Here is a 23,379-nt window from a genome sequence, read left to right on the forward strand (position 1 = left end):
TATGACGGACGTACGCTGGCGGAAGTTTCAGGAGGTAGCCGCCCATGTCCATCGATCGTTTATCCACCCGCCTGCGTTACGGCCTGCGCCGCAGTCGCGTGCTGCAGGTCGTCCTGCTGGCTGCGCTGTGGTGGGGAGCCGATGCGCTGGTGCGCCGCTACGCGCTGCCGCTGCCCGGCGGAGTGCTCGGCATGCTGCTGCTGCTGGCCCTGCTCGCCAGCGGCCAGGTCTCCGGCCACAGCCTGCGCCGTGGCGCCGGCTGGCTGCTCGCTGAAATGCTGCTGTTTTTCGTGCCGGCGGTGATGGCGTTGCTCGACCATGGTGCACTGCTGCGCAGCGAGGGCCTGCAGCTGGTCGCCGTCATCGTCTTCGGTACCGTCATCGTCATGACCGGTACCGCGCTGACGGTGGAAGCCTGCTGCCGCTGGAGCGAGCGTCGTGCCGGCTGAAATCGCCCTGCTGTTCTGGCCGCTGGTGACGATCGCGCTGTACGCGCTGTCGCGCGTGCTGTACCGCCACTATCCGAGCGCCTGGACCTCGCCGCTGCTGGTCACGCCGCTGGCGCTGATCGGGCTGGCCATCGCGCTGCACGCCGGCTACCGCGACTACATGCGTGGTTCACACTGGCTGCTGATGATGCTGGGTCCGGCGACGGTGGCCTTCGCGCTGCCGATCTGGGACCAGCGCGCGCTGATCCGCCGTCACTGGGCGGCACTGCTGATCGGTGTGATCGCCGGCAGCGCGCTGGCAATCGCCAGTTCCTGGGCGCTGGCCAGCGCGCTGCACCTCGATGCCAGCCTGCGTGCGAGCCTGGTGCCGCGCTCGGTGACGACGCCGTTCGCGGTGGTCGTCGCCAGTGACATCGGCGGCGTTCCCGAACTGACGGCGGTGTTCGTGATGATCACCGGCATCCTCGGCGCTTCGCTCGGCAGCTGGCTGGCGCGCCTGCTGCCGCTGCGCTCCTCGCTGGCGCGCGGCGCGCTGTTCGGCATGGGGGCGCACGGTGCCGGCGTGGCCCGCGCGCGGGAAGTCGGTGAGGAGGAAGGTTCGGTTGCCGGTCTGGTGATGATTCTGGCCGGCGTATTCAATGTGCTGGTGGCGCCGCTGCTGGCCATGTGGCTGCGCTGAACAGCGGCGCTGGCGGTGTCGTCGGCATGCTCAGTGCAGGCGGGCGAGCGTGCGGGCGAACTGGCGGGGTGTCAGCAGACCGCAGCGCCAGGCATGGACGGTCATGCGCCGCAGGCGATGGCGGACCGGACGGGGCAGGAAGCGCATAGCGTTGTCTCCTCTAAAAAACGGCTGCCATCGGGACTCTCGGTGATGCCCTCGGCTGCACAATGACGGTGAGGATGAAACCGCGCCGTCATGGCCGCCATCCTCTTTGCTCTCACTTACGTGAGCGTTACGACGGCGGATTCAATAGATCCGCACCTGGCCGACCAGCCGTCCCTGGATCGACACTTGATCAGCCGCGAAACGCATCGGCTCCATCCGGCTGTTGGCCGGGGCCAGTACCACGCTGCCGTCCGGGCGCGGGTAGTAGTACTTCAGCGTGACCTCACCGCCGTTGAGCAGCGCGACGACGATCTCGCCGGCGCGCGCGCTTTCCGCGGCCTCGATGATCACCGTGTCACCATCGAGGATGCCGGCCTCGATCATCGATTCCCCCTGCACGCGCAGGGCGTAGCGGTTCGGCCCGGCCAGGCAGCGCAGATCGAGCGTCTGCTGGTCGGCCACCGCCTCGATCGGCCGGCCGGCGGCGATACGGCCGAGCAGCGGCAGCGCCGCGTCGTCACCCTCCGCTGCCGTGTCATCGCCGCACAGGCGGATGCCGCGCCGGCGACGGGGTTCGATCTCGATCAGGCCGGCAGCCTGCAGCGCCTGCAGATGCCGGTGCACGACGCCGCGGGAACGGATGCCGAGTGCCTGCGCGATTTCTTCGAGCAGCGGCGCCTCGCCGTACTCGCGCTGATGCGTGTGCAGGATGTCGAGCAGGCGCTGCTGGGTCGGCGTGATGGCGGCATTCACGGTTTGTTCTCGCTTTGTTCTCATTACGGGCAAGCATAGAGAACAAAATGAGAACAAACAAGCATCCAACGGTGAATCAGGGTGTCGGCGCCAAACGCTGCGCCAGCGTCGCTTCCAGCGCGCTGAGAAAGGCCCGGGTCTTCGCCGGTACCAGTCGGCGCCCCGGCATCACCGCCCACACCGCCTCGGCCGGCAGCTCCCATTGCGGCAGCACCCGGCGCAACTGGCCGGCGGCGACCTGCTGCTGCAGATAGGCATCGCTGAGCGCGGCAATGCCGGCATCGGCCAGCGCCAGTTCGGTCAGCATCGCCATCGAATTGGCACGGATGCGACCCGCCGGCAGCCCCTCCCAGCGCTGCGTGCCGTACTGCAGCCGCCACGGCTGCGGATCACCGAGCCGCCCGGCCAGATGCACGGCGCGATGGGTGCCCAGTTCGGCGGGCGTTTGCGGCTCGCCATGCTCGGCGAGGTAGGCGGGACTGGCATAGAGCCGGGTCGACAGCAGGCACAGGCGGCGGGCGACCAGACCGCTGTCGTCGCCGAGCGAACCGAGGCGCACGCCGACATCGACCTGTTCGCCGATCAGGTCGACGACGCGCGGCGTCAGGTCGAGTTCGAGCTGCACGCGCGGATAACGCGCACTGAAGGCGGCGAGCATCGGCCCGAGCAGGCGCTCGGCGAAATCCGGCGTCATCGTCACCCGCAGCCGTCCGGCCGGCTCGACCTGACACTGTTCGGCGAGCGCATCGGCGGCCTCGACCTCCTCGCCGATGCGCCGGGCATGTTCGAGCAGCAGCTCGCCGAACTCGGTCAGCTGCAACCGCCGCGTGGTGCGCGTCAGCAACAGCGCGCCGAGCCGGGTCTCCAGCGCGGCGATGCGTCGCGACACCGTGGACTTCGGCAGTCCGCTGCGTTCAGCCGCGCGGCTGAAGCTGCCGCAGTCGATGACCTGGGCGAACAGCAGCAGGTCGTTGGCATCGGTCGGCATCACAATTATCCCGAATATGGAACAGTGTTATCTATTTTATGGGCTTCTGAGCGCATGAATGGAGCAATACAGTACGCCTCACGCCAACCACAGCCCTCAGGAGACGGTCGATGAACATTCTGCAAATCAATGGCAGCGCCAAGACCAGCGGCTCGCATTCCACCCGCCTCGCCAACGACATCGTCGCCCGTCTGCGCACGCAGAACCCCGACGCCTCGCTGACACTGCTTGATCTCGCCACGAATCCGCAGCCGGTACTCGACGGCGCCGCGCTCGGTGCGCTGTTCACGCCGGCCGAAGCACGCACGCCGGAGCAGGCGGCCCGTGTCGCCCTCGACGATGCCCGCATCCATGAAGTGCAGGAAGCCGACGTCATCGTCATCGGTGTGCCGATGTACAACTTCGGCGTGCCGGCGCAGCTCAAGGCCTGGATCGATGCGATCTGCCGTGCCCGCGTCACCTTCCGCTACACCGAACACGGCGTCGAGGGCCTGCTCAAGGGCAAGCGCGTTTATCTGGCGATGGCGCGTGGCGGTGTGCACCGCGGCACGCCGAGCGATCAGCAGACACCGTATCTGAAGACGGTGCTTGGCTTCCTCGGCATCACCGATGTGCATTTCGTTTACGCCGAAGGCCTCAACCTCGGCCCCGAGGCCGAAAAAGCGGCCCTGCAGGCAGCCGAAGGCGAGATCGACCGGCTGTTCGCCGCCGCCTGAGGTACCCGGATTCATCCGCCCGCCGCCGCCACGGCGGGCTGCAACACCACAGGAGACCATAACAATGACGACCACCACCCTTTCCCGCCCCGGTGTGCGCAGCGAACAGGTGCAACGGCCACGTGCGCTTGAAGGTCTGGTCCGCGGCCAGGTCACCACCGACGGTGACGGCGTGCGCCTGACCCGCGTCATCGGCCATGGTCTGCAGCAGCGGCTTGATCCCTATCTGATGCTCGATGCCTTCGGTACCGACGAGCCGCGCGACTACATCGGCGGTTTTCCGGATCACCCGCACCGCGGCTTCGAGGCGATCACCTACATGATCGCCGGGCGCATGCGCCACCGTGACAGCGCCGGCCATGAGGGCCTGCTGCAGAACGGCGATGTGCAGTGGATGGTCGCCGGCAGCGGTCTGGTGCACTCGGAAATGCCCGAGCAGGAAGACGGTCGCATGGAAGGCTTCCAGCTGTGGCTGAACCTGCCGGCCGCCGACAAGATGACCGCGCCGGCCTGGCGTGACATCCCGGCGGCGGCGATTCCGCGCTTCGTCACCGATGCCGGCGCCGAGGTCAGCGTCATCGCCGGCAGCAGCCACGGTGTGCAGGGCGCGATGCAGCGCCCGGTCACCGAGCCGCTGTACCTCGACATGACCATCGAGCCCGGTGGCCGCTTCGCGCAGCCTCTGCCGGCTGAGCGCAACGTGTTCATCTACGTCTATCGCGGCGAGCTGCATGCCGGCGGGCGCACGGTTTCGGCCGGCTACCTCGGCCTGTTCGCCAACAGCGCCGGGAGCGACGGCCTCGAACTGAGCGTTGCCGCCGACGCCGAGGGCAGCGTCCGCGCGATTCTGGTCGCCGGCCAGCCACTGCGCGAGCCGATCGCCCAGCATGGCCCGTTCGTCATGAACACGCGCGAGCAGCTCTACCAGGCGGCGGCCGACTACCAGAGCGGCGCCTTCCACGCCGTGCGCGCCGGCACGCTGTAAACACCCAGCCCGGCCCGGAAATTCGGGCCGGGCTTTGCATCAACGCCGGCGCAGCACCAGCAGTGCGATGCCACCGGCGACGATGCCCCAGAACGCCGAACCGATACCGAACAGGCTCAGACCCGACGCGGTCACCAGAAAGGTGATCAGCGCCGGCTCGCGTTCGTGCTCGTCGCGCACGGCGGCGGCCAGGCCGCTGCCGATGGTGCCGAGCAGCGCCAGTCCGGCGATCGCCAGCACCAGCTCCCGTGGCAGCGCCGCGAACAGAGCCCCGACGGTGGCACCGAACAAACCGACCAGCAGGTAGAACAGGCCGGCGGCGACCGCCGCGGTGTAGCGCCGATTGATATCCTCATGGGCTTCGCGTCCCATGCAGATCGCCGCCGAGATCGCTGCCAGATTGATCGCGAACGCGCCGAACGGCGCCAGCAGCAGGGTCGCAAGACCGGTCCAGCCAATCAGCGGCGACACCGGTGTGGTGTAGCCGGCCGCGCGGATCACGGCGACACCCGGCACGTTCTGCGAGGCCATCGTCACCACGAACAGCGGCAAGGCGATGCCGATCATTGCCTGCAGCGAAAATTCCGGCCTCACCCACTCCGGAGTTGCCAGTTGCAGCTGCAGCCCATCGGCATGTAGCAGACCGAGCGCCGCGGCCAGCCCGATACCGAGCAGCAGGGTGACGACGATCGCATAGCGCGGCGACAGCCGGCGCAACAGCAGATAAGCAGCGAACATCGGCAGCACCAGCGCCAGCTGCGCCTGCATCGCCACGAACACATCCAGCCCGAAGCGCAACAGCACGCCAGCAAGCATGCCCGAGGCGAGCGACAGCGGGATACGCCGCATCGCCCGCTCGAAACCGCCGCTGAAACCGGCGACGACGATCAGCACGGCCGACACCAGAAACGCACCGGTCGCCTCGGCCAGCGACACACCGGCCGCCCCGGTGATCAGCATCGCCGCTCCCGGCGTCGACCAGGCGGTGACCACCGGCACCCGGTAATACAGCGACAGACCGACGCAGGTCAGGCACATGCCGATACCCAGCGCCCACATCCACGAGGCGATCTGCGCCGGCGTCGCACCGAGCGCGGCCGCGGCCTGAAAGACGATGACGGCAGAACTGGTAAAACCGACCAGCACGGTCACGAACCCCGCCACAACAGCGGAGACGGAGAAATCCTTGAGCAAACGCATAGGCGATTCCTGCAGCAGGCCAAGCGAAAAGCCGTACAGGCTAGCAGCGCAGCCCAACTGTGATGCACCCGGCAGCAAGACGACTGTCATGCTGACATGCCAAGTGACACCGCGAGAATGTCCCTGCAGCAGCGGCATTCCATGCAGATCGGTTCATCCCCGCGCCTGCGGGGAACGCTCCGGCTGCAATTTCGCGTGCGCGGCCATGATCGGTTCATCCCCGCGCCTGCGGGGAACGCCTGGAACAGGACAATATCCGGGCACAAGAAGTCAGTTCATCCCCGCGCCTGCGGGGAACGCCGATGCGGAGAATCTCCAGACGCTGTGCGTGTCGGTTCATCCCCGCGCCTGCGGGGAACGCGACACACCGTGCCGACTCTCACATTGTACCGTCGGTTCATCCCCGCGCCTGCGGGGAACGCCAGGCCATCATCCGATAACCAACCGCCTGCACCGGTTCATCCCCGCGCCTGCGGGGAACGCATGTCGTAGGTAACTGGTTCCCGCGCGAACGGCGGTTCATCCCCGCGCCTGCGGGGAACGCCGTGACGGGCACCTGCACGTCGCGCAGCGACACGGTTCATCCCCGCGCCTGCGGGGAACGCCCCACGCCGCATCGCCTGCTGCGGGCGACAGTCGGTTCATCCCCGCGCCTGCGGGGAACGCAATGGGAACCGCCAAAAAAGGATTTACGTCGGCGGTTCATCCCCGCGCCTGCGGGGAACGCATTGGAAGCGGAAAGTTCTGTTTCTGTGGACACGGTTCATCCCCGCGCCTGCGGGGAACGCATATATGCCTCATACTGCGGATATAAAATCTGCGGTTCATCCCCGCGCCTGCGGGGAACGCCTGGTCGCTGCCAGTCTCGCGGCGCGCGGTCGCGGTTCATCCCCGCGCCTGCGGGGAACGCATATGAATTGTCATCAAATTACGGAAATTCGCCGGTTCATCCCCGCGCCTGCGGGGAACGCCGGATCATTGGCAGGCGTTTGATATGCATCGGCGGTTCATCCCCGCGCCTGCGGGGAACGCGGGCACGGAGTTATCGCCGTGGCGCCGGTGGACGGTTCATCCCCGCGCCTGCGGGGAACGCCAGCCGATACGCCTGGCCGACCAGGTGATCGGCGGTTCATCCCCGCGCCTGCGGGGAACGCTTCGAGGTCGCCCGTACCAGTTACGTGCGGGTCGGTTCATCCCCGCGCCTGCGGGGAACGCTGGTGACCGTGCTGAACGGCACTATCAATGAGCGGTTCATCCCCGCGCCTGCGGGGAACGCTGCGTAAAGCAATCCATGCTGGGCGGCGGTGTCGGTTCATCCCCGCGCCTGCGGGGAACGCCTCGGTCAGGAGTCGCTCACGCTTGCTGCCAGCCGGTTCATCCCCGCGCCTGCGGGGAACGCTTATTGAGGGGGCTTTGTTCCGCTATGTCGGCCGGTTCATCCCCGCGCCTGCGGGGAACGCGGGAGTCAGGGGTAGGAGTTGAAAATGACCACCGGTTCATCCCCGCGCCTGCGGGGAACGCGGGGCCGGCACGCGCACCCCGGACGAGGAGGCCGGTTCATCCCCGCGCCTGCGGGGAACGCAATTAAAGGAAATACTATGTCCCACACCAGCACGGTTCATCCCCGCGCCTGCGGGGAACGCCGCCGGCCGGCGCATCAGCGCGCAGCTCCATTCGGTTCATCCCCGCGCCTGCGGGGAACGCTGAGTCGCTGATAATAGGGCAGCTTTGCTCTGCGGTTCATCCCCGCGCCTGCGGGGAACGCATCGTCGGTATCGGAAAACATTTCAGACAAGGCGGTTCATCCCCGCGCCTGCGGGGAACGCAGTACGATCCAAAACACCAACTAAAACATTAACGGTTCATCCCCGCGCCTGCGGGGAACGCGCTAGGCGGTGTCTGCGTTCGATCGATCGCGGCGGTTCATCCCCGCGCCTGCGGGGAACGCGGCTGCTACTGTTATTGAGAACGTGCCTGTTCCGGTTCATCCCCGCGCCTGCGGGGAACGCGTCAATCATTACCTCACGGACGTGATCCACATCGGTTCATCCCCGCGCCTGCGGGGAACGCGCTGGGATTTGGTTTTGACCACGCCAAGTATCCGGTTCATCCCCGCGCCTGCGGGGAACGCCCGCCTACGAGCACCACTCCGCAAACGAACACCGGTTCATCCCCGCGCCTGCGGGGAACGCTCTTCAGCTATCTATATGAAAAACATATAAAAAAACACGCATAAAAAATCTACCGCGTAAATACCGGCACTCTGGCAATTGCGCGGTAGCGGAAAAATCATACAACCAACTATTTTTAAAAGATATTTTGGCAATGTGCAGATCAGCATGCCAAAAACTACCGCAGCCGATATACGGCTGCGGGTAAGGGACTCAATGCAAGTCTGCCTGTCTACGACGCTGCCGCGACAAGGCCGTCAGCAACAGCGGTAAACCGCCGGCGATTGCTGCTAATGAAGACGGGGCCGGCACCGACAGAACACCAAAACTCGCACCGTACTGGTCATGTGCCCAGAACGCGCCGGTAGGCAGGGTCATGATGTGGCCACTGCCATTCAGCGTTACCGTACCGTCCAGAGCCTGCGCGCCCAGTAAAGCCTCTCCCTCTGCACTGAGCACGAAGTCTTCGATCATGACTAAAAATTCGGCAGCAAGTGTTGCCGATACCGAGATCGCGCCGTCAGCCTGAGCATTGGACGCTGAGCCGAGCAGGATGTCGTCTGCTGTGCCGGTGCCGTCGAAGCTCCCCACCACGCCGGCCGGTGTGAGATTCGAATCGAGCTGCGGGTCGAGATACAGCATGAAAGTACCGTTGGTGATTGCCGCATTGATCGAACCACTGAGCGGATCGTAAACGGAATCGCCGGACACGGTGAACAGCGCGTAAAGGCCATATGCGCTGCCGATACCGGTCGATATCGACACACCGGCCGCCGTCAAGCTTTGCACTTCCGACACGCCCCACTCGAAGAACGTGCCATCCGGCAGACTCGCCAGCACACTGTTGGACACCAGCTCCAGGCTGTCACCACTGACCAGACCGCCACCGGCCGTCAACGACGACTCGTCGATCGTCAGTGCCGAAGCCACCGGTGCGCCGAAAGATGTGAGCATCGCGAGCGCCAGGCCCGCTACATGATTACGGCATGCTTTCCGATATTTACTCAACTTTTCCATATCACTTTCTCCATCCTGGATCGTTCACCAACGTCCGTGATTTGTGTCGAACAGCCGCTAACAGTCCTTATTCAGCAGGTCAACCAGGTACAACCGAGCTTTCCCACCGCGTCCGGATCACAGCGCGCCGAATAGCACGACGGCACCACAGGGCCGAACGGTGCGACTGGCATGCACCAGCCGTCTGGTCCATTGCCGTAGAGCTGTCGATGTACTGCCGCAATCGAAGCCAGCATCGATGGCTCGGTGTAGCGCATGACTTCATGGCGGTCGAACAGGTAAAGCTGACGCACGCCGTGGTACTCGATTGCAGAGGATACCGGCCGCAGACAAAACCCCAGCCCAGCCAGCAAGCGCGCCAACGCCGGGGCCATCAGAGCGAATGCATATTGTGCCGGTGAGCGAACGAACATGGCCGCAGCAGCCAATACCAGGCCGATAGCCGGCAGAGGTCCCCGATCACGCGGGTCATGGATGCCTGTCGCTGGAAGCTGCCCGCCTGAATCCAGTCCAAGCGGTGCCGGACCGTCAGCACGGCGACGGCGAAATTCGCTGGCGATGGTACAGCGGGATAATTCACAGCCGAGGCTCGGCTGTGTCAGTGCAGCCGCCAGCTGCGGACTGGCTGCCGCCGCCGCCCCAACCAGCGTCCCGAGAACATTCAGACAGGGCAGCGTCGTGTGTGCATCCGCTGCACCGCTCGATACCAGGCGTATGCAGCCAACGACCTGACTGCTGCTACGGTGCACCAGCAATGCATGCTCGGAACGCGCGTCAAACACATCGGATTCCAGCGCTTCTTCTGCAGCCCCGCTGAGCTCCCAGCCAAGCTCCTCGCAATACACGCGATGGCGCAGCGCATAAGCCTGTACCTGAGACTGGGGTGTCGTCGCCAGCCGCCACACGAAATAGGTCTGCAACTGGCTGTAAACGCTGCCTCTGGCAAACGCCCGAAAACGTAGAGGCATCATTCCGAAGTCCCCCACGCCATGCCAGGCAGGCCGCGAGCATATGAGCAAACATCGGCATCACGCAGTCGGCTGAGTCGATCGGTAACGTGATACATGGACTTGCTGTTTCGCCGCTGCGGGCGACTGTACCGCCACCACAGGCGCAGGTGCCCTGCTGGCTGAAGAACGGACAGCTCAAGCCGATGATCGATCATTCCGACGGGCATCAATGCGCTCCTTCGCATTCTCGACGTCCTGATTCAAACGGCTAAAGCCACCCTTGCAGGTAAGCAGCACTCCAGCAGATTGCGAGCCGCATCAATGCTGCCCTCTGGGATCGCCGGCCCCTCTGAAATTGCACCAGCAACGACCGTCGATCAGCTCTGCAGCACAATGCCCCGGCACACACCGCGACACACCGTCCGGAATCACGGAAAACCCCTCTGGCAGCGGCAAGTCCTCGGGCAGCCTGCCATATAAATGCCAGTGTGCCGTCGCAATGGCTGTGAGTGCAGCCGGAGAGGTACGACTCAGCCCCTCGCCACGCTCGATCAGATACAGGCGACGCCGACCCCGGTGCTCGACCGGCGGACTGACCGCATGCAGTCTGAAGCCGCCGTGCGCCAGCAGCCTGGCCAGCGCGGGAGCCATCAATGCAAACGCATAACGCGCATCCGAATGCAGGAAGATCGCGGCGGCGGCGAACACCAGACCCATCGCCAGCGCCGGCACGCCACTGCGTGCGTCCGCAACCATCCGCTGGTCCTCGTCATGCACCTTCAGCCGGTGCAAAGGCAGACCTTCAGGCGCCGGTCCATCGATGCGCCGACGCCTAAACTCGCTGGCCACGGCAAAACGCGAAAACTCACACAGCGCCTGCGGCTGATCGAATATGTGCGCCAGCTCGGCATCGGCCGTGGTCAGTGCAGCCAGCCGGTCACCGAAGATCTGGGCAAACGGTAACCCATGCGCCACATCGTGGTCACCGGCAAACACCACACGGACACAGCCAACGATGTGACCGCTGCCGCGATGCACCATCAGCGCCTGGCTCGCCTGCGCATCGAACTCGTCACGCTCCATGCCCATTGGGCAGTGGCTGTCGTCCTCCCAGCCAAGCTCAGCGCAGTAGACCCGATAGCGCAGTGCGAAAACTTCATCGCGCTCTGCCGGTGTGCAGGCGAGGCGCCAGCAGAAGTGCTCTGAAAGCTGTTCGAGGCTGCTATGGACGGCTGCCGTAACCGGTCCAGGCAAAGCTTCGACCGCCCGATTCATGACGGCAGCACTCGGGTGCCATTGCCGCCTGGCCTCATAGACGATGGATGCCGATTACGGCATGGAGCCGTCTTCCAAGCAGCAGCACTCTGGATGGAGATTTTCCAGCCGCCACAGCCACTCGATGCTATCGGCCGCTGATACCGATCCAGTCTCAAAAAAGGCGCTGAAACGCCTGCACACGCGGCTGCAGTCCCTTGCACGATACGGCTCCCGACAAAACGCTGGATAGACATCCACTAGACGGGCGAACGCTAAGGCCAGCTGCACCTAAATGCAAGTGTGCAAAAGCCTGTTGGCTTTTTGAGCCAAGTGTGGCGAACACCGGGACCATGTCCGTCCGCTGTCTGCCGATTACGCCGCACTCACGCCTGCCGCCGCCCGCTCGACGTCCGCCGCCGCTCCGCGGACTGCGGCGGACTCCAGTCGCCACAGCCGCACGGCGATGCCGGCTGCGAGCAACAGGCAGAAGGCCAGCACGCCGACCACCGCTGCCCAGCCGCCGCGATGCCACAGCAGCCCTGAAAACGTGCCGAGCAGACTGGCTCCGGCGTAATAGGCGGTCAGATAGAGCGCGGCAGCGAGCCCCCTCGCCTGCTGCGCGCGCCGTCCTACCCAGCTGCTCGCCGTGGCATGCGCGCCGAAAAAGCCGATATTGAACAGTGCCAGGCCGAGCACGATGGCCGCCACGCTCTCCGACAGCATCAGCAGCAACCCGCTGAGCCCGGCGCCGATCAGCAGCAACAGCGCACGAGCGCGGCCGAGCCGGGCGGAAAGACGCGCCGAGCCGGTCGAGGCGACACTGCCGACCATGTACAGCGCAAAGATCAGACCGGTCACACCGGGGCCGAGCGCAAACGGCGGCGCCTGCAGGCGATAACCGAGGTAGTTGTAGGCGCTGACGAAGCAGCCCATCAGCAGGAAGGCCAGCGCGTACAGCCACGGCAGGCCGGCATCGGTCAGATGCGCACGGGCGCCGGCATAGAGCACGCGCGGATGCAGCGAGCGCGCCCGAAAACCGCGCGACGCCGGCAAACACCACCAGAACGCCAGCGCCGCCAGCAGCGACACCACACCGAGCGTGCCCAGCGCCACCTGCCAGCTCCACCACTCGGCAAGCCAGGCGGCGATCATGCGTCCGCTCATGCCGCCGACGGCACTGCCGGCGATGTAGACGCCCATCGCGTGCGCCAGACTACTCGGTTCCATCTCTTCGCTGAGGTAGGCCATCGCCACCGCCGGCAGGCCGGCCAGCGCGATGCCTTCCAGCGCCCGCAGCAGCACCAGCTGCGAAAAGCCGCTGGCGAAACCGCTGGCGATCGCCAGCGCCGCCGACAGCAGCAGCGCGCCGATCATCAGCGGCCGCCGGCCGAAGCGGTCGGACAAGGCGCTGGCGATCACCAGCGACAGCGCCAGACTCGCCGTCGCCGCCGACAGTGCAACGCTGGCCTGTGCCGGCGACAGTGCGAAGGCATGTGACAACAGCGGCAGCAGCGGCTGTACACAATGCAGCAGCGCAAAGGTCGAAAAGCCGCCGATAAACAGCGACCAGCGCAGGCGGCGATACGCGGGCGTGCCGACGACGATGCCTGTGGCGACGGGCTCGGCGGCGAGGACTTGAGTGGACATCTGGACAGACCTCCTGAAACAGGCCGCGAGCTTATGCCTGGCAAAACCGCCAGTGAAATATATGTTTCAAGCAGTATTGATATATGTGACATATCAATTGCGGAGACATTGAGATGGAACTGCGGCACCTACGCTACTTCATCGCCGTCGCTGAGGAACTGCACTTCACCCGCGCCGCCGAACGCCTGCACATCGGCCAGCCACCGCTGAGCCAGCAGATCCAGGCACTGGAGGCCGAACTCGGCGTCCTCCTGTTCGAACGCAGCCGCCGGCGTGTGGCACTGACCGAGGCCGGTCAGTGCCTGTTCGAACGCGCCCGCGCACTGCTCGTCGAAGTCGAACAGATCAAGCAGGAGACGCGCCGTGTCGGTCACGGCGAAAGCGGCGAACTGCGCATCGCCTTTACCAACTCGCTGCCGTTCACCACGTTGCTGCCACGCCTGATCTACCGCTTCCGCCGTCGCTACCCGGACGTGCGTCTGAACCTGCGCGACCTCAACACCCGCCTGCAGCTGGAGGCACTCGCGGCCGGCGAGCTCGACATCGGCTTCGTGCGCGGCCCGGATTTCAGCGAGCTGCCGGAGGGACTGTGCCTGCATGAGCTCAGCCGCGACCCGCTGCGCCTGGTCGTGCACGTCGATCATCCACTGGCCAAGCGCGATCGCGTCGCGCTGATCGAGCTGGCCGATGAACCTTTCGTGATGTTCAGCGACGAAGCCGGTACCGGTCTGCTCGGCCAGTTTCGCCGGCTGTGCCGCGAGCGCCACTTCACCCCGCGCGTTGCGCAGGAAGCGCGCGAAAGCTCGACGATCATCGGCCTGGTGGCCGCCGGCCTCGGCCTGTCGATCCTGCCGGCCCCCATGGAATGTGTGCGTGTCGAAGGCGTGCGCTATCTGCCGCTCAGCGACCCGGACTTTTTCACCAGCCTGACGCTGGCCACCCGTGAGGGCCCGCGCCGCGCCAGCGTCGCCAATTTCGTCGCACTGGCAGAAAGCGCATCGTCAAACGCCATGACCAATAATCAACGTTAAACTCTGTGTCATTTCTGGCAGAAACCACACCACGAGCTAGCGAGGCAAGGACGTTGCGTGAGCGCTTGGCAAAACTCCTCCCAATCAGTTTTCGCGGCCGGCTGGCACTGTCCTTCGGCACGATGACGCTGGTGCTCGGCATCCTGGTCTACGGATACGTCGGCCATGTCTACCGCGCCCAGCTGCTCGTCGACCGTGGCGAAGCCCTGCACGATCTCGCCACCGCGGCCGCCACGGTCCTTGCAGAAAACCTGCACGAGCGCCAGCGCGAAATCGAGCTGCTCGCGGCAACCCCGCTGTACCGGCGCAGCGCGCTCGACAGCCCGGATCTGCGCCGCTCGCTGGAACGCCTGCAACACGCCTATCCCGCATACTCGTGGATCGGTGTCACCGATGCCGGCGGCGTGGTGCGCTCGGCCACCGGCGGCTTGCTGGCCGGCGTGGATGTCAGCCAGCGCCCCTGGTTCATCAACGGCCGTGACGCCCCCTTCATGGGCGATCTGCACGACGCGATGCTGCTGGCGAAAGTGCTGCCCGATACCGGCGACAAGGCACCACCGCGCTTTCTCGACATCGCCGCCCCGATCCGCGATGAACGCGGTGCACTGCGCGGTGTGCTGGGTGCGCACATTCACTGGAACTGGGCCAGCGACGTGGTCGGCGTACTTAATCCGTTGCTGGCTGTACAAAAGCAACGCGAGCTGTTCATCGCTGATCACAACGGTCAGGTGATCTACCCGAGCGCGGGAGCTCGCGCCGCCACCCTGCCGCCGCTGACCACGGCCGTTCTCGACACCCAGTCACGCTTCACGGCGGCGCTCTGGGAGCCGGACGCCGAATACGTCAGCGCCGCCGTGGCCCTGCCCGCGGAGTTCACCAGTGCCCTGGGCTGGCGCATCGTCGTCCGTCAGCCGCTGCACGTCGCGCTGCAGGATGTCGTCGCACTGCAGCGGGTGCTGGCGGTATTCGCCCTGGCGATCATCACGGTGTTCCTGGCGCTGATCTGGTGGAGCGCGACACGCATCAGCCGACCGCTGGAGCAGCTCGCCGGTCTGGCGATGCGCATCGAAAACGGCGAGGAAAACACGCCGCTGGAGGTCGAGGCCCGCAGCGTCGAGGTGCGTCATCTGATCGAGGCGCTGCGCAGCATGGCCAGCCGGCTGATCGAACGGCGCGAAGCCCTGCGCGACAGCAATGCCCGCCTCGAACACACGGTGGCCGCGCGCACCGCCGAACTCGAAATTGCCAACGAGGAACTGCAGCGCATAGCCCGCCATGACGCGCTGACCAGCCTGCCCAACCGTCGCGCTGTCGATGAACGGCTGCATGAGGAATTCATCCGCATGCGGCGCATGCGCCGGCCGCTCGCCGTCCTGCTGTGCGACATCGATCACTTCAAACGCATCAACGACACCTACGGCCATGCCCTCGGCGACGAAGTGCTCTGTCACGTCGCCCGGACGCTGCAACGCTCACTGCGTGAAAGCGACTTCATCGCCCGTTACGGTGGCGAGGAATTCATCGCCCTGCTGCCGGCGACCAGCGCCGAGGAGGCGCGACACGTCGCCGACAAACTGCGCCGCTCTGTCGAAACCCATCCGCATCCGCTCGCCGGACGCGTCACGCTGAGCATCGGTTTCGCCGTCGCCGACGGTCGGCACGAGCACGACAAACAGGCGGTGCGCGAAGCCGACGATCAGCTCTATGCCGCCAAGCGTGAAGGCCGCAACCGCGTTTGCGGTGACGACCGCGGCGGCGAATGGCCGAGCGCCGACGCGCACCGGCAGCTGCATTCGGCTCAGTAGCGTTCCGGCACGACGATCGAATCCGACACCGGCTGGCGGATGTAGTCGTCGTGGCGCTCGCGTTCGGGCAGATGGATCTGCGGGCGTTCGATTTCGTGGTAGTCGAACTGGCTCAGCAGATGCGCGATGCAGTTGAGGCGGGCGCGCTTCTTGTCGACTGCCTGCACCACCCACCACGGCGCCTCGGGAATATGCGTGCGTTCGAGCATCGATTCCTTGGCCTTGGTGTATTCCTCCCAGCGCCGGCGCGATTCCAGATCCATCGGGCTGAGCTTCCACTGCTTGAGCGGGTCATGGATGCGCGCCAGAAAGCGCAGGTGCTGCTCCTCGTCGGTGATCGAGAACCAGTACTTGATCAGCTTGATGCCGGAACGCACCAGCATGCGCTCGAACTCCGGCACCGAGCGGAAGAACTCCTCGACCTCATCCTCGCTGCAAAAGCCCATGACGCGCTCGACGCCGGCGCGGTTGTACCAGCTGCGGTCGAACAGCACCATTTCACCGCCGGCCGGCAGATGCGGCACGTAGCGCTGGAAATACCACTGCGTGCGCTCGCGGTCGTTCGGCGCCGGCAGCGCCACGGTGCGGCACACGCGCGGATTCAGGCGCTGGGTGATGCGCTTGATGACGCCGCCCTTGCCGGCGGCGTCGCGGCCCTCGAAGACGATGACCACCTTCTGCCGGGTCGCCGCCACCCAGTCCTGCAGCTTGACCAGCTCGCCCTGCAGGTGGAACAGGTTCTTGAAGTAATGCAGACGCTGGCTGCGTTCGGCCTCCAGCTGTTCGGGATCGGTCACCAGCGCCTCGTCGGGATGGCGATCCTCAATCTCCATCTCCAGCTCTTCGTCGTAGCCATCGACGAGGTCGCGGTGAATGCGATACAGCAGCTCGCTGTGATCATCGGGCAGAACGGACATCGCGGTGCTCCTCGGCAGGCGGACCATGGGGGTCGTCCAGTATCGGCAAGGCATATTGCGAACAGATGCCAGCGGCTGCACTGGCCGCGCCGCCGCGGCTGCGCTACAAGCGCCCTGATCCCTCCAGCCTCGCGGAGCCCCGCATCGATGATCGTTCCCCAGTTCTGGGCCGAAGCCCGCCTGCGCCAGCGCGAGCCCGGCCGGCAGATCAGCGTGCACCGCTACGGCTGGTCCGATACCAGCCAGGCCGCCGCCCAGGCGCATGCCGAGTCACGTGCCGCCGAAGCACTCAAGCGCCTGCTGGCCGGCGAAAAGCTCGAACGCCGCGAAGCCAAGCGCGCCTACAACGGCGCCGAGGGCGTACCGATCCGCGAGGAGATCGTCGAACGCCACGGCGCCAGCATCATCACCCGCAACGCCTACGGCGCGCGCTGCCTGAACACGCCGGATGTCCTGTTCGCCGACATCGATTTCAGCGACGCGCCCGGCTGGCGCCTCAGCCTGATCTGCTTCGTGCTGCTGGCGCTGCTGGCTGCGAGCCATGACCTGTCGCGGCATTCCCCGGGCTCGTTCGCGCTCGGCCTGTTCGCCGCCGCAGTGCTGGCGCAGCCCTGCGCCAGAGGGCTGTGGCTTGGCTATCGGCGTCTGTGCGGCGGCGCGCAGGGCCTCGCTGAGCGCCGTCTGCGCCGCTTCCTTGCCCGCCATCCGCAGTGGAGCCTGCGCCTGTACCGCACGCCGGCCGGCCTGCGCGTGCTGGCGACGCAGCAGACCTTTGCCGCCGACGATCCGCAGGTCGCCGCCTTCTTCGAGGCGATCGGCAGCGACCCGCTGTATGTGCGCATGTGCCTGCGCCAGCGCTGCTTTCGCGCCCGCCTCAGTGCCAAGCCGTGGCGCATCGGCATCGGCCGGCATCTGCGTCCGCGCCCCGGCGTGTGGCCGGTGGCGGCGGAACACCTGCCACAGCGCGCCGCCTGGATCGAAGACTACGAGCGCCGCGCCCGCGACTATGCCGCCTGCCGATACCTGAAAACGCTCGGCAGCGAGTGCACGCATCCGCAGGTGCAGCCGGTACTGGCCCTGCACGATCGTATGAGCGGCGCACTCAGCGCCCGGGCGTTAGCCTGAACGCCGCCCGGCGTCTGCACCGGGCGCTGCCCTCTGTCACCACGGACGGCCGCCTGTCCGCCCCCGAGCCCCTGGAGTATTCCCGCCCATGTCTTGCGCCTCCCCCGCCCTCTGGCAGTTCTGGATCGATCGCGGCGGCACCTTCACCGACATCGTCGCCCGGCGCCCGGACGGCACACTGCTGACGCACAAGCTGCTCTCGGAGAATCCCGAGCGCTACCGCGACGCCGCGATCCAGGGCATCCGCGAGCTGCTCGGCGTGGCCGCCGGCGCGCCGCTGCCGGCCGAGCGCATCGGCGTGGTGAAGATGGGCACCACGGTGGCGACCAACGCGCTGCTCGAACGCCGCGGCGCACGCACGCTGCTGGCGATCACCCGCGGTTTCGGCGACCAGCTGCGCATCGGCTACCAGAACCGCCCGGAGCTGTTCGCCCGTCGCATCGAACTGCCGAGCCAGCTCTACGAGCAGGTCGCCGAGATCGACGAACGCCTCGGCGCCCACGGCGAAACCGTGCGCGCCCTCGACGCAGCGGCCGCCCGCGCCGCGCTGCAGGCAGCCTTCGATACCGGCATCCGCGCCATCGCCATCGTCCTGCTGCACGGCTACCGCTACCCGCGGCACGAAGCGCGTCTGGCTGAAATCGCCGCCGATGTCGGCTTTACGCAGATTTCCGTCAGCCACCGCGTCAACCCGCTGATGAAGCTGGTCGGCCGCGGCGACACCACGGTGGTCGATGCCTACCTCTCGCCGATCCTGCGCCACTACGTCGAGCAGGTCGAAGCCGAGCTCGGCGGCGCCCGGCTGATGTTCATGCAGTCCAACGGCGGCCTGACCGACGCGCGGCTGTTCCAGGGCAAGGACGCGATCCTCTCCGGCCCGGCCGGCGGCATCGTCGGCGCGGTGCGCGTCAGTGCGCAGGCCGGCTTTGCGCGCCTCATCGGCTTTGACATGGGCGGCACCTCGACCGACGTCACCCACTACGACGGCGAGTTCGAGCGCGTCTTCGAGACCCAGGTCGCCGGCGTGCGCGTGCGCGCACCGATGATGCACATCCACACCGTCGCCGCCGGCGGCGGCTCGATCTGCCGCTATGCCGACGGCCGCCTGCAGGTCGGCCCGGCCTCGGCCGGTGCCGATCCCGGCCCGGCGAGCTATCGCCGCGGCGGCCCGCTGACCGTCACCGACTGCAACGTCATGCTCGGCACGCTGCAGCCGGCGCACTTTCCGGCGCTGTTCGGCGCGCAGGGCGACCAACCGCTGGACCGCGCGGCGGTGGTCGCCGCCTTCGCGGCGCTGGCACACACGGTCAGCACCGACACCGGCACGTCGACCACCGCCGAGGCGCTGGCTGAGGGCTTCCTGCGCATCGCCGTCGAGAACATGGCCAACGCCATCAAGCACATCTCGGTGCAGCGCGGCTACGACGTCAGCCATTACGCGCTGTGCTGCTTCGGCGGTGCCGGCGGCCAGCACGCCTGCCGCGTTGCCGATGCGCTGGGCATGCGCACGGTGCTGATCCACCCCTACGCCGGCGTGCTCTCGGCCTTCGGCATGGGCCTGGCCGACATCCGTGCGCTGCGCGAACAGGCGCTCGAAGCGACGCTGACGCCGGCCGCGCTCACCGCGCTGCAGGCGGATCTGGCCACGCTCGCCGCGGCGGCCCACGAGCAGGTGCGCCTGCAGGGCGTCGACGCCGCGCACATCGAGCTGCAGCAGCGCCTGCACCTGAAATACCACGGCACCGACAGCGCCCTGGCGCTGCCGGCCGGCAGCGACGCCGCCGCGCTGGCACAGGCCTTTGAAGCGCTGTACCGCCGCCGCTTCGGCTTCGCGATGCCCGAGCGCGCGCTGGTCATCGAGTCGATCTCGGTCGAGGCGATCGGCGCCAGCAGCGACGGCGAACTGTGCCCGCCGCCACCGCCGGCGCGCAGCGGGCAGCCGCTGGCGCCGCTTGCCGAGGTCGAACTCTATGTCGACGGCGCCTGGTGCACGGCACCGCTCTACGAGCGCGCGGCGCTGTGCGCCGGCGACCGCATCGACGGCCCGGCGATCATCCGCGAGGCGGTGGCGACCACCCGCGTCGAGGCCGGCTGGCGTGCCGAGCTGACGGCGCGCGGCGATCTGCTACTGACGCGGGTGGTGGCGCTGCCGGCGCAGGTGGCGATCGGCACCGCGGTCGACCCGGTGATGCTGGAAGTGTTCAACCAGCGCTTCATGGCCATCGCCGAGCAGATGGGGGCGACGCTCGAAAACACCGCGACCTCGGTCAACATCAAGGAGCGGCTGGACTTTTCCTGCGCACTGTTCGACCGCACCGGCAATCTGATCGCCAACGCGCCGCACATGCCGGTGCACCTGGGCTCGATGAGTGACGCCGTGCGTTCGGTGCTGCGCCAGCACCAGCCGGCCGACGGCGACGTGTTCATGCTCAACGTGCCCTACAACGGCGGCACCCACCTGCCGGACATCACGGTGATCCGCCCGGTGTTCGATGCCGGCGGCCGCGAGCTGCTGTTCTTCGTCGCCGCCCGCGGCCATCACGCCGACGTCGGCGGCCTGACACCGGGCTCGATGCCACCGCACAGCACGACGATCGACGACGAGGGCGTGCTGCTCGACAACCTGCGCATCGTCGAGCGCGGCCACCTGCTCGAAGATGAAATCCGCGCGCTGTTCGCCAGCGGCCCGCATCCGGCGCGGCGCATCGAGCAGAACCTCGCCGACCTGAGCGCGCAGATCGCCGCCTGCGCCACCGGCCGTCACGAGCTGCTGCGCCTGGTCGAGCATTTCGGCCTCGACGTAGTGCTCGCCTACATGGACCACGTGCGCGCCAACGCCGAAGAAGCCGTGCGCCGCATCATCGGCCGTCTGCACGACGGCGCCTTCCGCTACGAGATGGACGACGGCGCCGTGGTCGCGGTCAGCGTGCACATCGACCGCACGCGGCGCAGTGCGCGCATCGACTTCAGCGGCACCAGCGCGCAGCGGCCGAACAACTTCAACGCGCCGGCGGCGGTGTGCAAGGCCGCGGTGCTATATGTGTTCCGCACGCTGGTCGATGCCGCGATACCGATGAACGAGGGCGTGCTGGCGCCGCTGGAGATCGTCATTCCCGAAGGCTCGATGCTCAATCCGCGCTATCCGGCGGCGGTGGTCGCCGGCAATGTCGAAACCTCGCAGTACGTCACCGACGCGCTCTACGGCGCGCTCGGCGTGATGGGCGCGGCACAGGGCACGATGAACAACTTCACCTTCGGCAACGCCCTGCACCAGTACTACGAGACCATCGCCGGCGGCAGCGGCGCCGGGCCGGATTTCGACGGCTGCGGGCCAGTGCAGACGCACATGACCAATTCGCGCATGACCGACCCCGAGGTGCTCGAATGGCGCTTCCCGGTGCGCGTCGAAGAGCACGCCGTGCGCCGCGGCAGCGGTGGCGGCGGCCGCCAGCGCGGCGGCGACGGTGCGCTGCGCCGCATTCACTTCCTCGAATCGATGACGGCCAACATTCTTTCCGGTCATCGCCGTGTACCGCCCTACGGCATGGCCGGAGGCGAAGCCGGTGCCTGCGGTCGCAACTATGTGATTCGCAGCAATGGACACCGCGAGCATTTCGGCGGCTGCCACACCATCGAGGTCGAGGCAGGCGATAGCTTTGTCATCGAGACGCCGGGAGGGGGTGGCTATGGCGCGTGCACGCCCGAGCACACGGACGTGGTGACAGCGCTTATTCCAGACTAAGTTTGTGGAGTAATGCCCCGTGGCGGCCACGGGCGCCGGACTCGCCAGGATGGCGCCGGGCCGCGGCGAGGTGCCGGCTTCACCACGCCCAAGCCAGAGCTGACGATCATGGCCGACGACCCTCGCCTGATTCTCCCCGATCCCGTACCTGTCCACCCGAAGCTCGATGGACGCGCCGAAATCGGCCGGGGCGAGCACACCATCGTGCTCGAAGGTGATGTCATCAACGGCCAGCCGCACGTGCTCAAAGTGCTGTCATCGCCCACCGACTATGCCTATTACACGGCAGCGGACCGGCCGACCGGCGCGCACTTTCCGGTGGTCTACGCCGATCTCGGTGAAGCCGGGCGTTCGAGCCGCGGCTACCCCTTCCACATCGTCGAGGTCGAAAAGCTCTATCCGCTGCCGCTGTACGGCGACACCGCCGAGCTGGCGAGCAAGCTGTGCACCTCGTATCTGGCGGCGTGCAAGATGTGGCACACCTTCGCCCAGGACATGGGCCGCATCGCGCTCTACCACCTCACCGTCACGCCGATGGGCTGGACCGACGCGATGCTGGAGTCGCTGCAGGCACTGCAGAATTTCATCAACGAATACAGCGCCCTGCCCGACCTGATCAAGGCCGACAACCTGATGATGCGGCGCGACGGCACGCTGGTGTTCTCCGACCCGGTGTTCATGGGCTGACAACTCAGCCGGCCGCGCCCCAGGGCGTGGCCGGCGCCACCAGGCGCGCACCGGGATAACCGTGCACTTCGCCGAAATGGCGGCCGGCGTTCCAGTCGTTGCCGGCCTCGACGATCTCCTGCGGCGTGCGAGCGACGAAGTTCCACCACATCAGGATGGTCTCGGCAAAGGGCTCGCCACCGAGCAGCAGCAGGCGCAGCGGTCCGCGGCTGCGCAGTTCGAGGCGGTCGCGTCCCGGCGGCAGATAGAGAAAAGTGCCGATGCCGAGCGCCGTCCCTTCGAGCTCGACCTCCCCCTCCAGCACCAGCGCACCGTGCTCGAAATCCGCGCGCAGCGGCAGGCAGGCCGTACCGCCGGCAGCGCAGGCGACATCGAGGCCGAGTAGCGGTGAATACACCTGCGCCGGCGAGCGCTCGCCGCCGAACTCGCCGGCCAGCAGCGTCAGCCGGGCATCGCCAAGCGTAAGCCGTGGCAGCTGCGGGTGATGGACGAAGGACGGTTCGCGCCGGCGCTCGGCCTCCGGCAGCGCGATCCACAGCTGTGCGCCATGCAGCAGCGGCGAACGCACCGCCGGCGACTCCTCGGAATGGGCGATGCCGCAGCCGGCGGTCATCAGGTTCAGCTCGCCGGGGCGGATCAGCTGCTCGCAGCCGAGGCTGTCGCGGTGCAGGATCTCGCCGGCCAGCGGCCAGGTCACCGTCTGCAGGCCGATGTGCGGATGCGGGCCGACGCGCAGACCGTCGCCCGTGCCGACATCGACCGGCCCGAAATGGTCGAGGAAGCACCAGGCACCGACCATGCGCCGCTGCCGGCTCGGCAGAGCACGGCGAATCATCATGCCTTCGCCGAGTTCGGCGTCGTGGGTGGTGATGCGCTGGGCCGGGCTGGTGCGCAGCACGCGCTCGCAGTCACTGGACAGAGAAGCGGCGCAGTCGTGTTGCAGATTGCTCATCGGTGATCTCCCGGGGCGGTAGCCGTGATCCGCTGCTGGCGGCGCAGCGGCGCTGTGTGCGGCACACGCTGCAGGACGATGGCTGAGCGCCAGCGATCGTGCCGCCCACACAGGATGAGGAGTCTGCCTGCGCAGGATGGCAGGCACAAAATGGAGCGTCC

18 protein-coding genes and 1 CRISPR repeat array are annotated in these 23,379 nt (G+C 66.8%); of the genes, 9 read left to right on the forward strand and 9 right to left on the reverse strand.

Annotated features, from left to right (window positions below):
- Positions 1-44 precede the first annotated feature (44 nt).
- Positions 45-449 (forward strand): CidA/LrgA family protein, encoded by a 405-nt coding sequence (locus tag C7443_RS05670; RefSeq protein WP_110017630.1) that lies wholly within the window; start codon positions 45-47, stop codon positions 447-449.
- A complete protein-coding gene (locus C7443_RS05675; protein WP_110017631.1) occupies positions 439-1,128 on the forward strand; it encodes an LrgB family protein in 690 nt (229 codons plus the stop codon). The genes C7443_RS05670 and C7443_RS05675 overlap by 11 nt, the downstream gene beginning before the upstream one ends.
- 288 nt (positions 1,129-1,416) lie before the next feature.
- Here C7443_RS05675 and lexA read toward each other — a convergent pair whose 3' ends face one another.
- Both lexA and C7443_RS05685 read right to left on the reverse strand, forming a co-directional pair.
- The gene (gene lexA / locus C7443_RS05680) at positions 1,417-2,028 is read right to left on the reverse strand and encodes a transcriptional repressor LexA (protein WP_246004573.1); all 612 of its coding nucleotides are present in this window, start codon (positions 2,026-2,028) and stop codon (positions 1,417-1,419) included.
- A gap of 76 nt (positions 2,029-2,104) precedes the next feature.
- Positions 2,105-3,016: a LysR family transcriptional regulator gene (locus C7443_RS05685; RefSeq protein ID WP_110017633.1), complete on the reverse strand. Its 912-nt coding sequence runs from the start codon at positions 3,014-3,016 to the stop codon at positions 2,105-2,107.
- A 110-nt stretch (positions 3,017-3,126) separates the two neighbouring features.
- Here C7443_RS05685 and C7443_RS05690 point away from each other — a divergent pair, with 110 nt between their 5' ends.
- Both C7443_RS05690 and C7443_RS05695 read left to right on the forward strand, forming a co-directional pair.
- Complete coding sequence (locus tag C7443_RS05690) at positions 3,127-3,732, forward strand: FMN-dependent NADH-azoreductase (protein WP_110017634.1); 606 nt, start codon at positions 3,127-3,129, stop codon at positions 3,730-3,732.
- A 64-nt stretch (positions 3,733-3,796) separates the two neighbouring features.
- The gene (locus C7443_RS05695; RefSeq protein WP_110017635.1) at positions 3,797-4,717 is read left to right on the forward strand and encodes a pirin family protein; all 921 of its coding nucleotides are present in this window, start codon (positions 3,797-3,799) and stop codon (positions 4,715-4,717) included.
- Between the two features lie 39 nt (positions 4,718-4,756).
- Here the strand turns inward: C7443_RS05695 and C7443_RS05700 are convergent, their stop codons facing one another.
- The 5 genes from C7443_RS05700 to C7443_RS05720 form a co-directional block, all read right to left on the reverse strand.
- Positions 4,757-5,917, reverse strand: coding sequence for a benzoate/H(+) symporter BenE family transporter (locus C7443_RS05700; protein ID WP_110017636.1), 1,161 nt, complete (start codon positions 5,915-5,917; stop codon positions 4,757-4,759).
- Between the two features lie 149 nt (positions 5,918-6,066).
- Positions 6,067-8,109: direct repeats of the CRISPR family, unit length 29 nt; unit sequence CGGTTCATCCCCGCGCCTGCGGGGAACGC.
- A gap of 192 nt (positions 8,110-8,301) precedes the next feature.
- Positions 8,302-9,105, reverse strand: coding sequence for a hypothetical protein (locus C7443_RS05705; protein WP_110017637.1), 804 nt, complete (start codon positions 9,103-9,105; stop codon positions 8,302-8,304).
- 71 nt (positions 9,106-9,176) lie between these two features.
- The gene (locus C7443_RS05710) at positions 9,177-10,076 is read right to left on the reverse strand and encodes a PEP-CTERM/exosortase system-associated acyltransferase (RefSeq protein WP_110017638.1); all 900 of its coding nucleotides are present in this window, start codon (positions 10,074-10,076) and stop codon (positions 9,177-9,179) included.
- Positions 10,077-10,373: 297 nt separating this feature from the next.
- Positions 10,374-11,330, reverse strand: coding sequence for a PEP-CTERM/exosortase system-associated acyltransferase (locus tag C7443_RS05715; protein WP_110017639.1), 957 nt, complete (start codon positions 11,328-11,330; stop codon positions 10,374-10,376).
- Positions 11,331-11,684: 354 nt separating this feature from the next.
- Positions 11,685-12,959: an MFS transporter gene (locus C7443_RS05720; protein ID WP_110017640.1), complete on the reverse strand. Its 1,275-nt coding sequence runs from the start codon at positions 12,957-12,959 to the stop codon at positions 11,685-11,687.
- A gap of 113 nt (positions 12,960-13,072) precedes the next feature.
- Between C7443_RS05720 and C7443_RS05725 the strand changes: the two genes are divergently transcribed.
- Together C7443_RS05725 and C7443_RS05730 are read left to right on the forward strand one after the other, a co-directional pair.
- The gene (locus C7443_RS05725; RefSeq protein WP_110017641.1) at positions 13,073-13,990 is read left to right on the forward strand and encodes a LysR family transcriptional regulator; all 918 of its coding nucleotides are present in this window, start codon (positions 13,073-13,075) and stop codon (positions 13,988-13,990) included.
- A gap of 65 nt (positions 13,991-14,055) precedes the next feature.
- Positions 14,056-15,795 carry a sensor domain-containing diguanylate cyclase gene (locus C7443_RS05730; protein WP_342774208.1) on the forward strand — a complete coding sequence of 580 codons (1,740 nt, stop codon included), beginning with the start codon at positions 14,056-14,058 and terminating at the stop codon, positions 15,793-15,795.
- Here the strand turns inward: C7443_RS05730 and ppk2 are convergent.
- Positions 15,789-16,712: a polyphosphate kinase 2 gene (ppk2, locus tag C7443_RS05735; RefSeq protein ID WP_110017643.1), complete on the reverse strand. Its 924-nt coding sequence runs from the start codon at positions 16,710-16,712 to the stop codon at positions 15,789-15,791. The genes C7443_RS05730 and ppk2 overlap by 7 nt on opposite strands.
- 147 nt (positions 16,713-16,859) lie before the next feature.
- Between ppk2 and C7443_RS05740 the strand changes: the two genes are divergently transcribed.
- The 3 genes from C7443_RS05740 to C7443_RS05750 all read left to right on the forward strand — a co-directional run bounded on the left by C7443_RS05740 (position 16,860) and on the right by C7443_RS05750 (position 22,266).
- Positions 16,860-17,837 (forward strand): hypothetical protein, encoded by a 978-nt coding sequence (locus C7443_RS05740; protein ID WP_110017644.1) that lies wholly within the window; start codon positions 16,860-16,862, stop codon positions 17,835-17,837.
- An 88-nt stretch (positions 17,838-17,925) separates the two neighbouring features.
- Positions 17,926-21,579, forward strand: a complete 3,654-nt coding sequence (locus C7443_RS05745; RefSeq protein WP_110017645.1) for a hydantoinase B/oxoprolinase family protein — start codon at positions 17,926-17,928, stop codon at positions 21,577-21,579.
- Positions 21,580-21,687: 108 nt separating this feature from the next.
- The gene (locus C7443_RS05750) at positions 21,688-22,266 is read left to right on the forward strand and encodes a hypothetical protein (RefSeq protein ID WP_110017646.1); all 579 of its coding nucleotides are present in this window, start codon (positions 21,688-21,690) and stop codon (positions 22,264-22,266) included.
- 4 nt (positions 22,267-22,270) lie between these two features.
- On the opposite strand, the gene C7443_RS05755 is transcribed toward C7443_RS05750, so the two are convergent.
- Positions 22,271-23,218: a pirin family protein gene (locus C7443_RS05755; RefSeq protein ID WP_110017647.1), complete on the reverse strand. Its 948-nt coding sequence runs from the start codon at positions 23,216-23,218 to the stop codon at positions 22,271-22,273.
- Between the last annotated feature and the right edge of the window lie 161 nt (positions 23,219-23,379).

The organism is Plasticicumulans acidivorans (genome assembly GCF_003182095.1).
In the GTDB taxonomy this organism is placed as follows: domain Bacteria; phylum Pseudomonadota; class Gammaproteobacteria; order Competibacterales; family Competibacteraceae; genus Plasticicumulans; species Plasticicumulans acidivorans.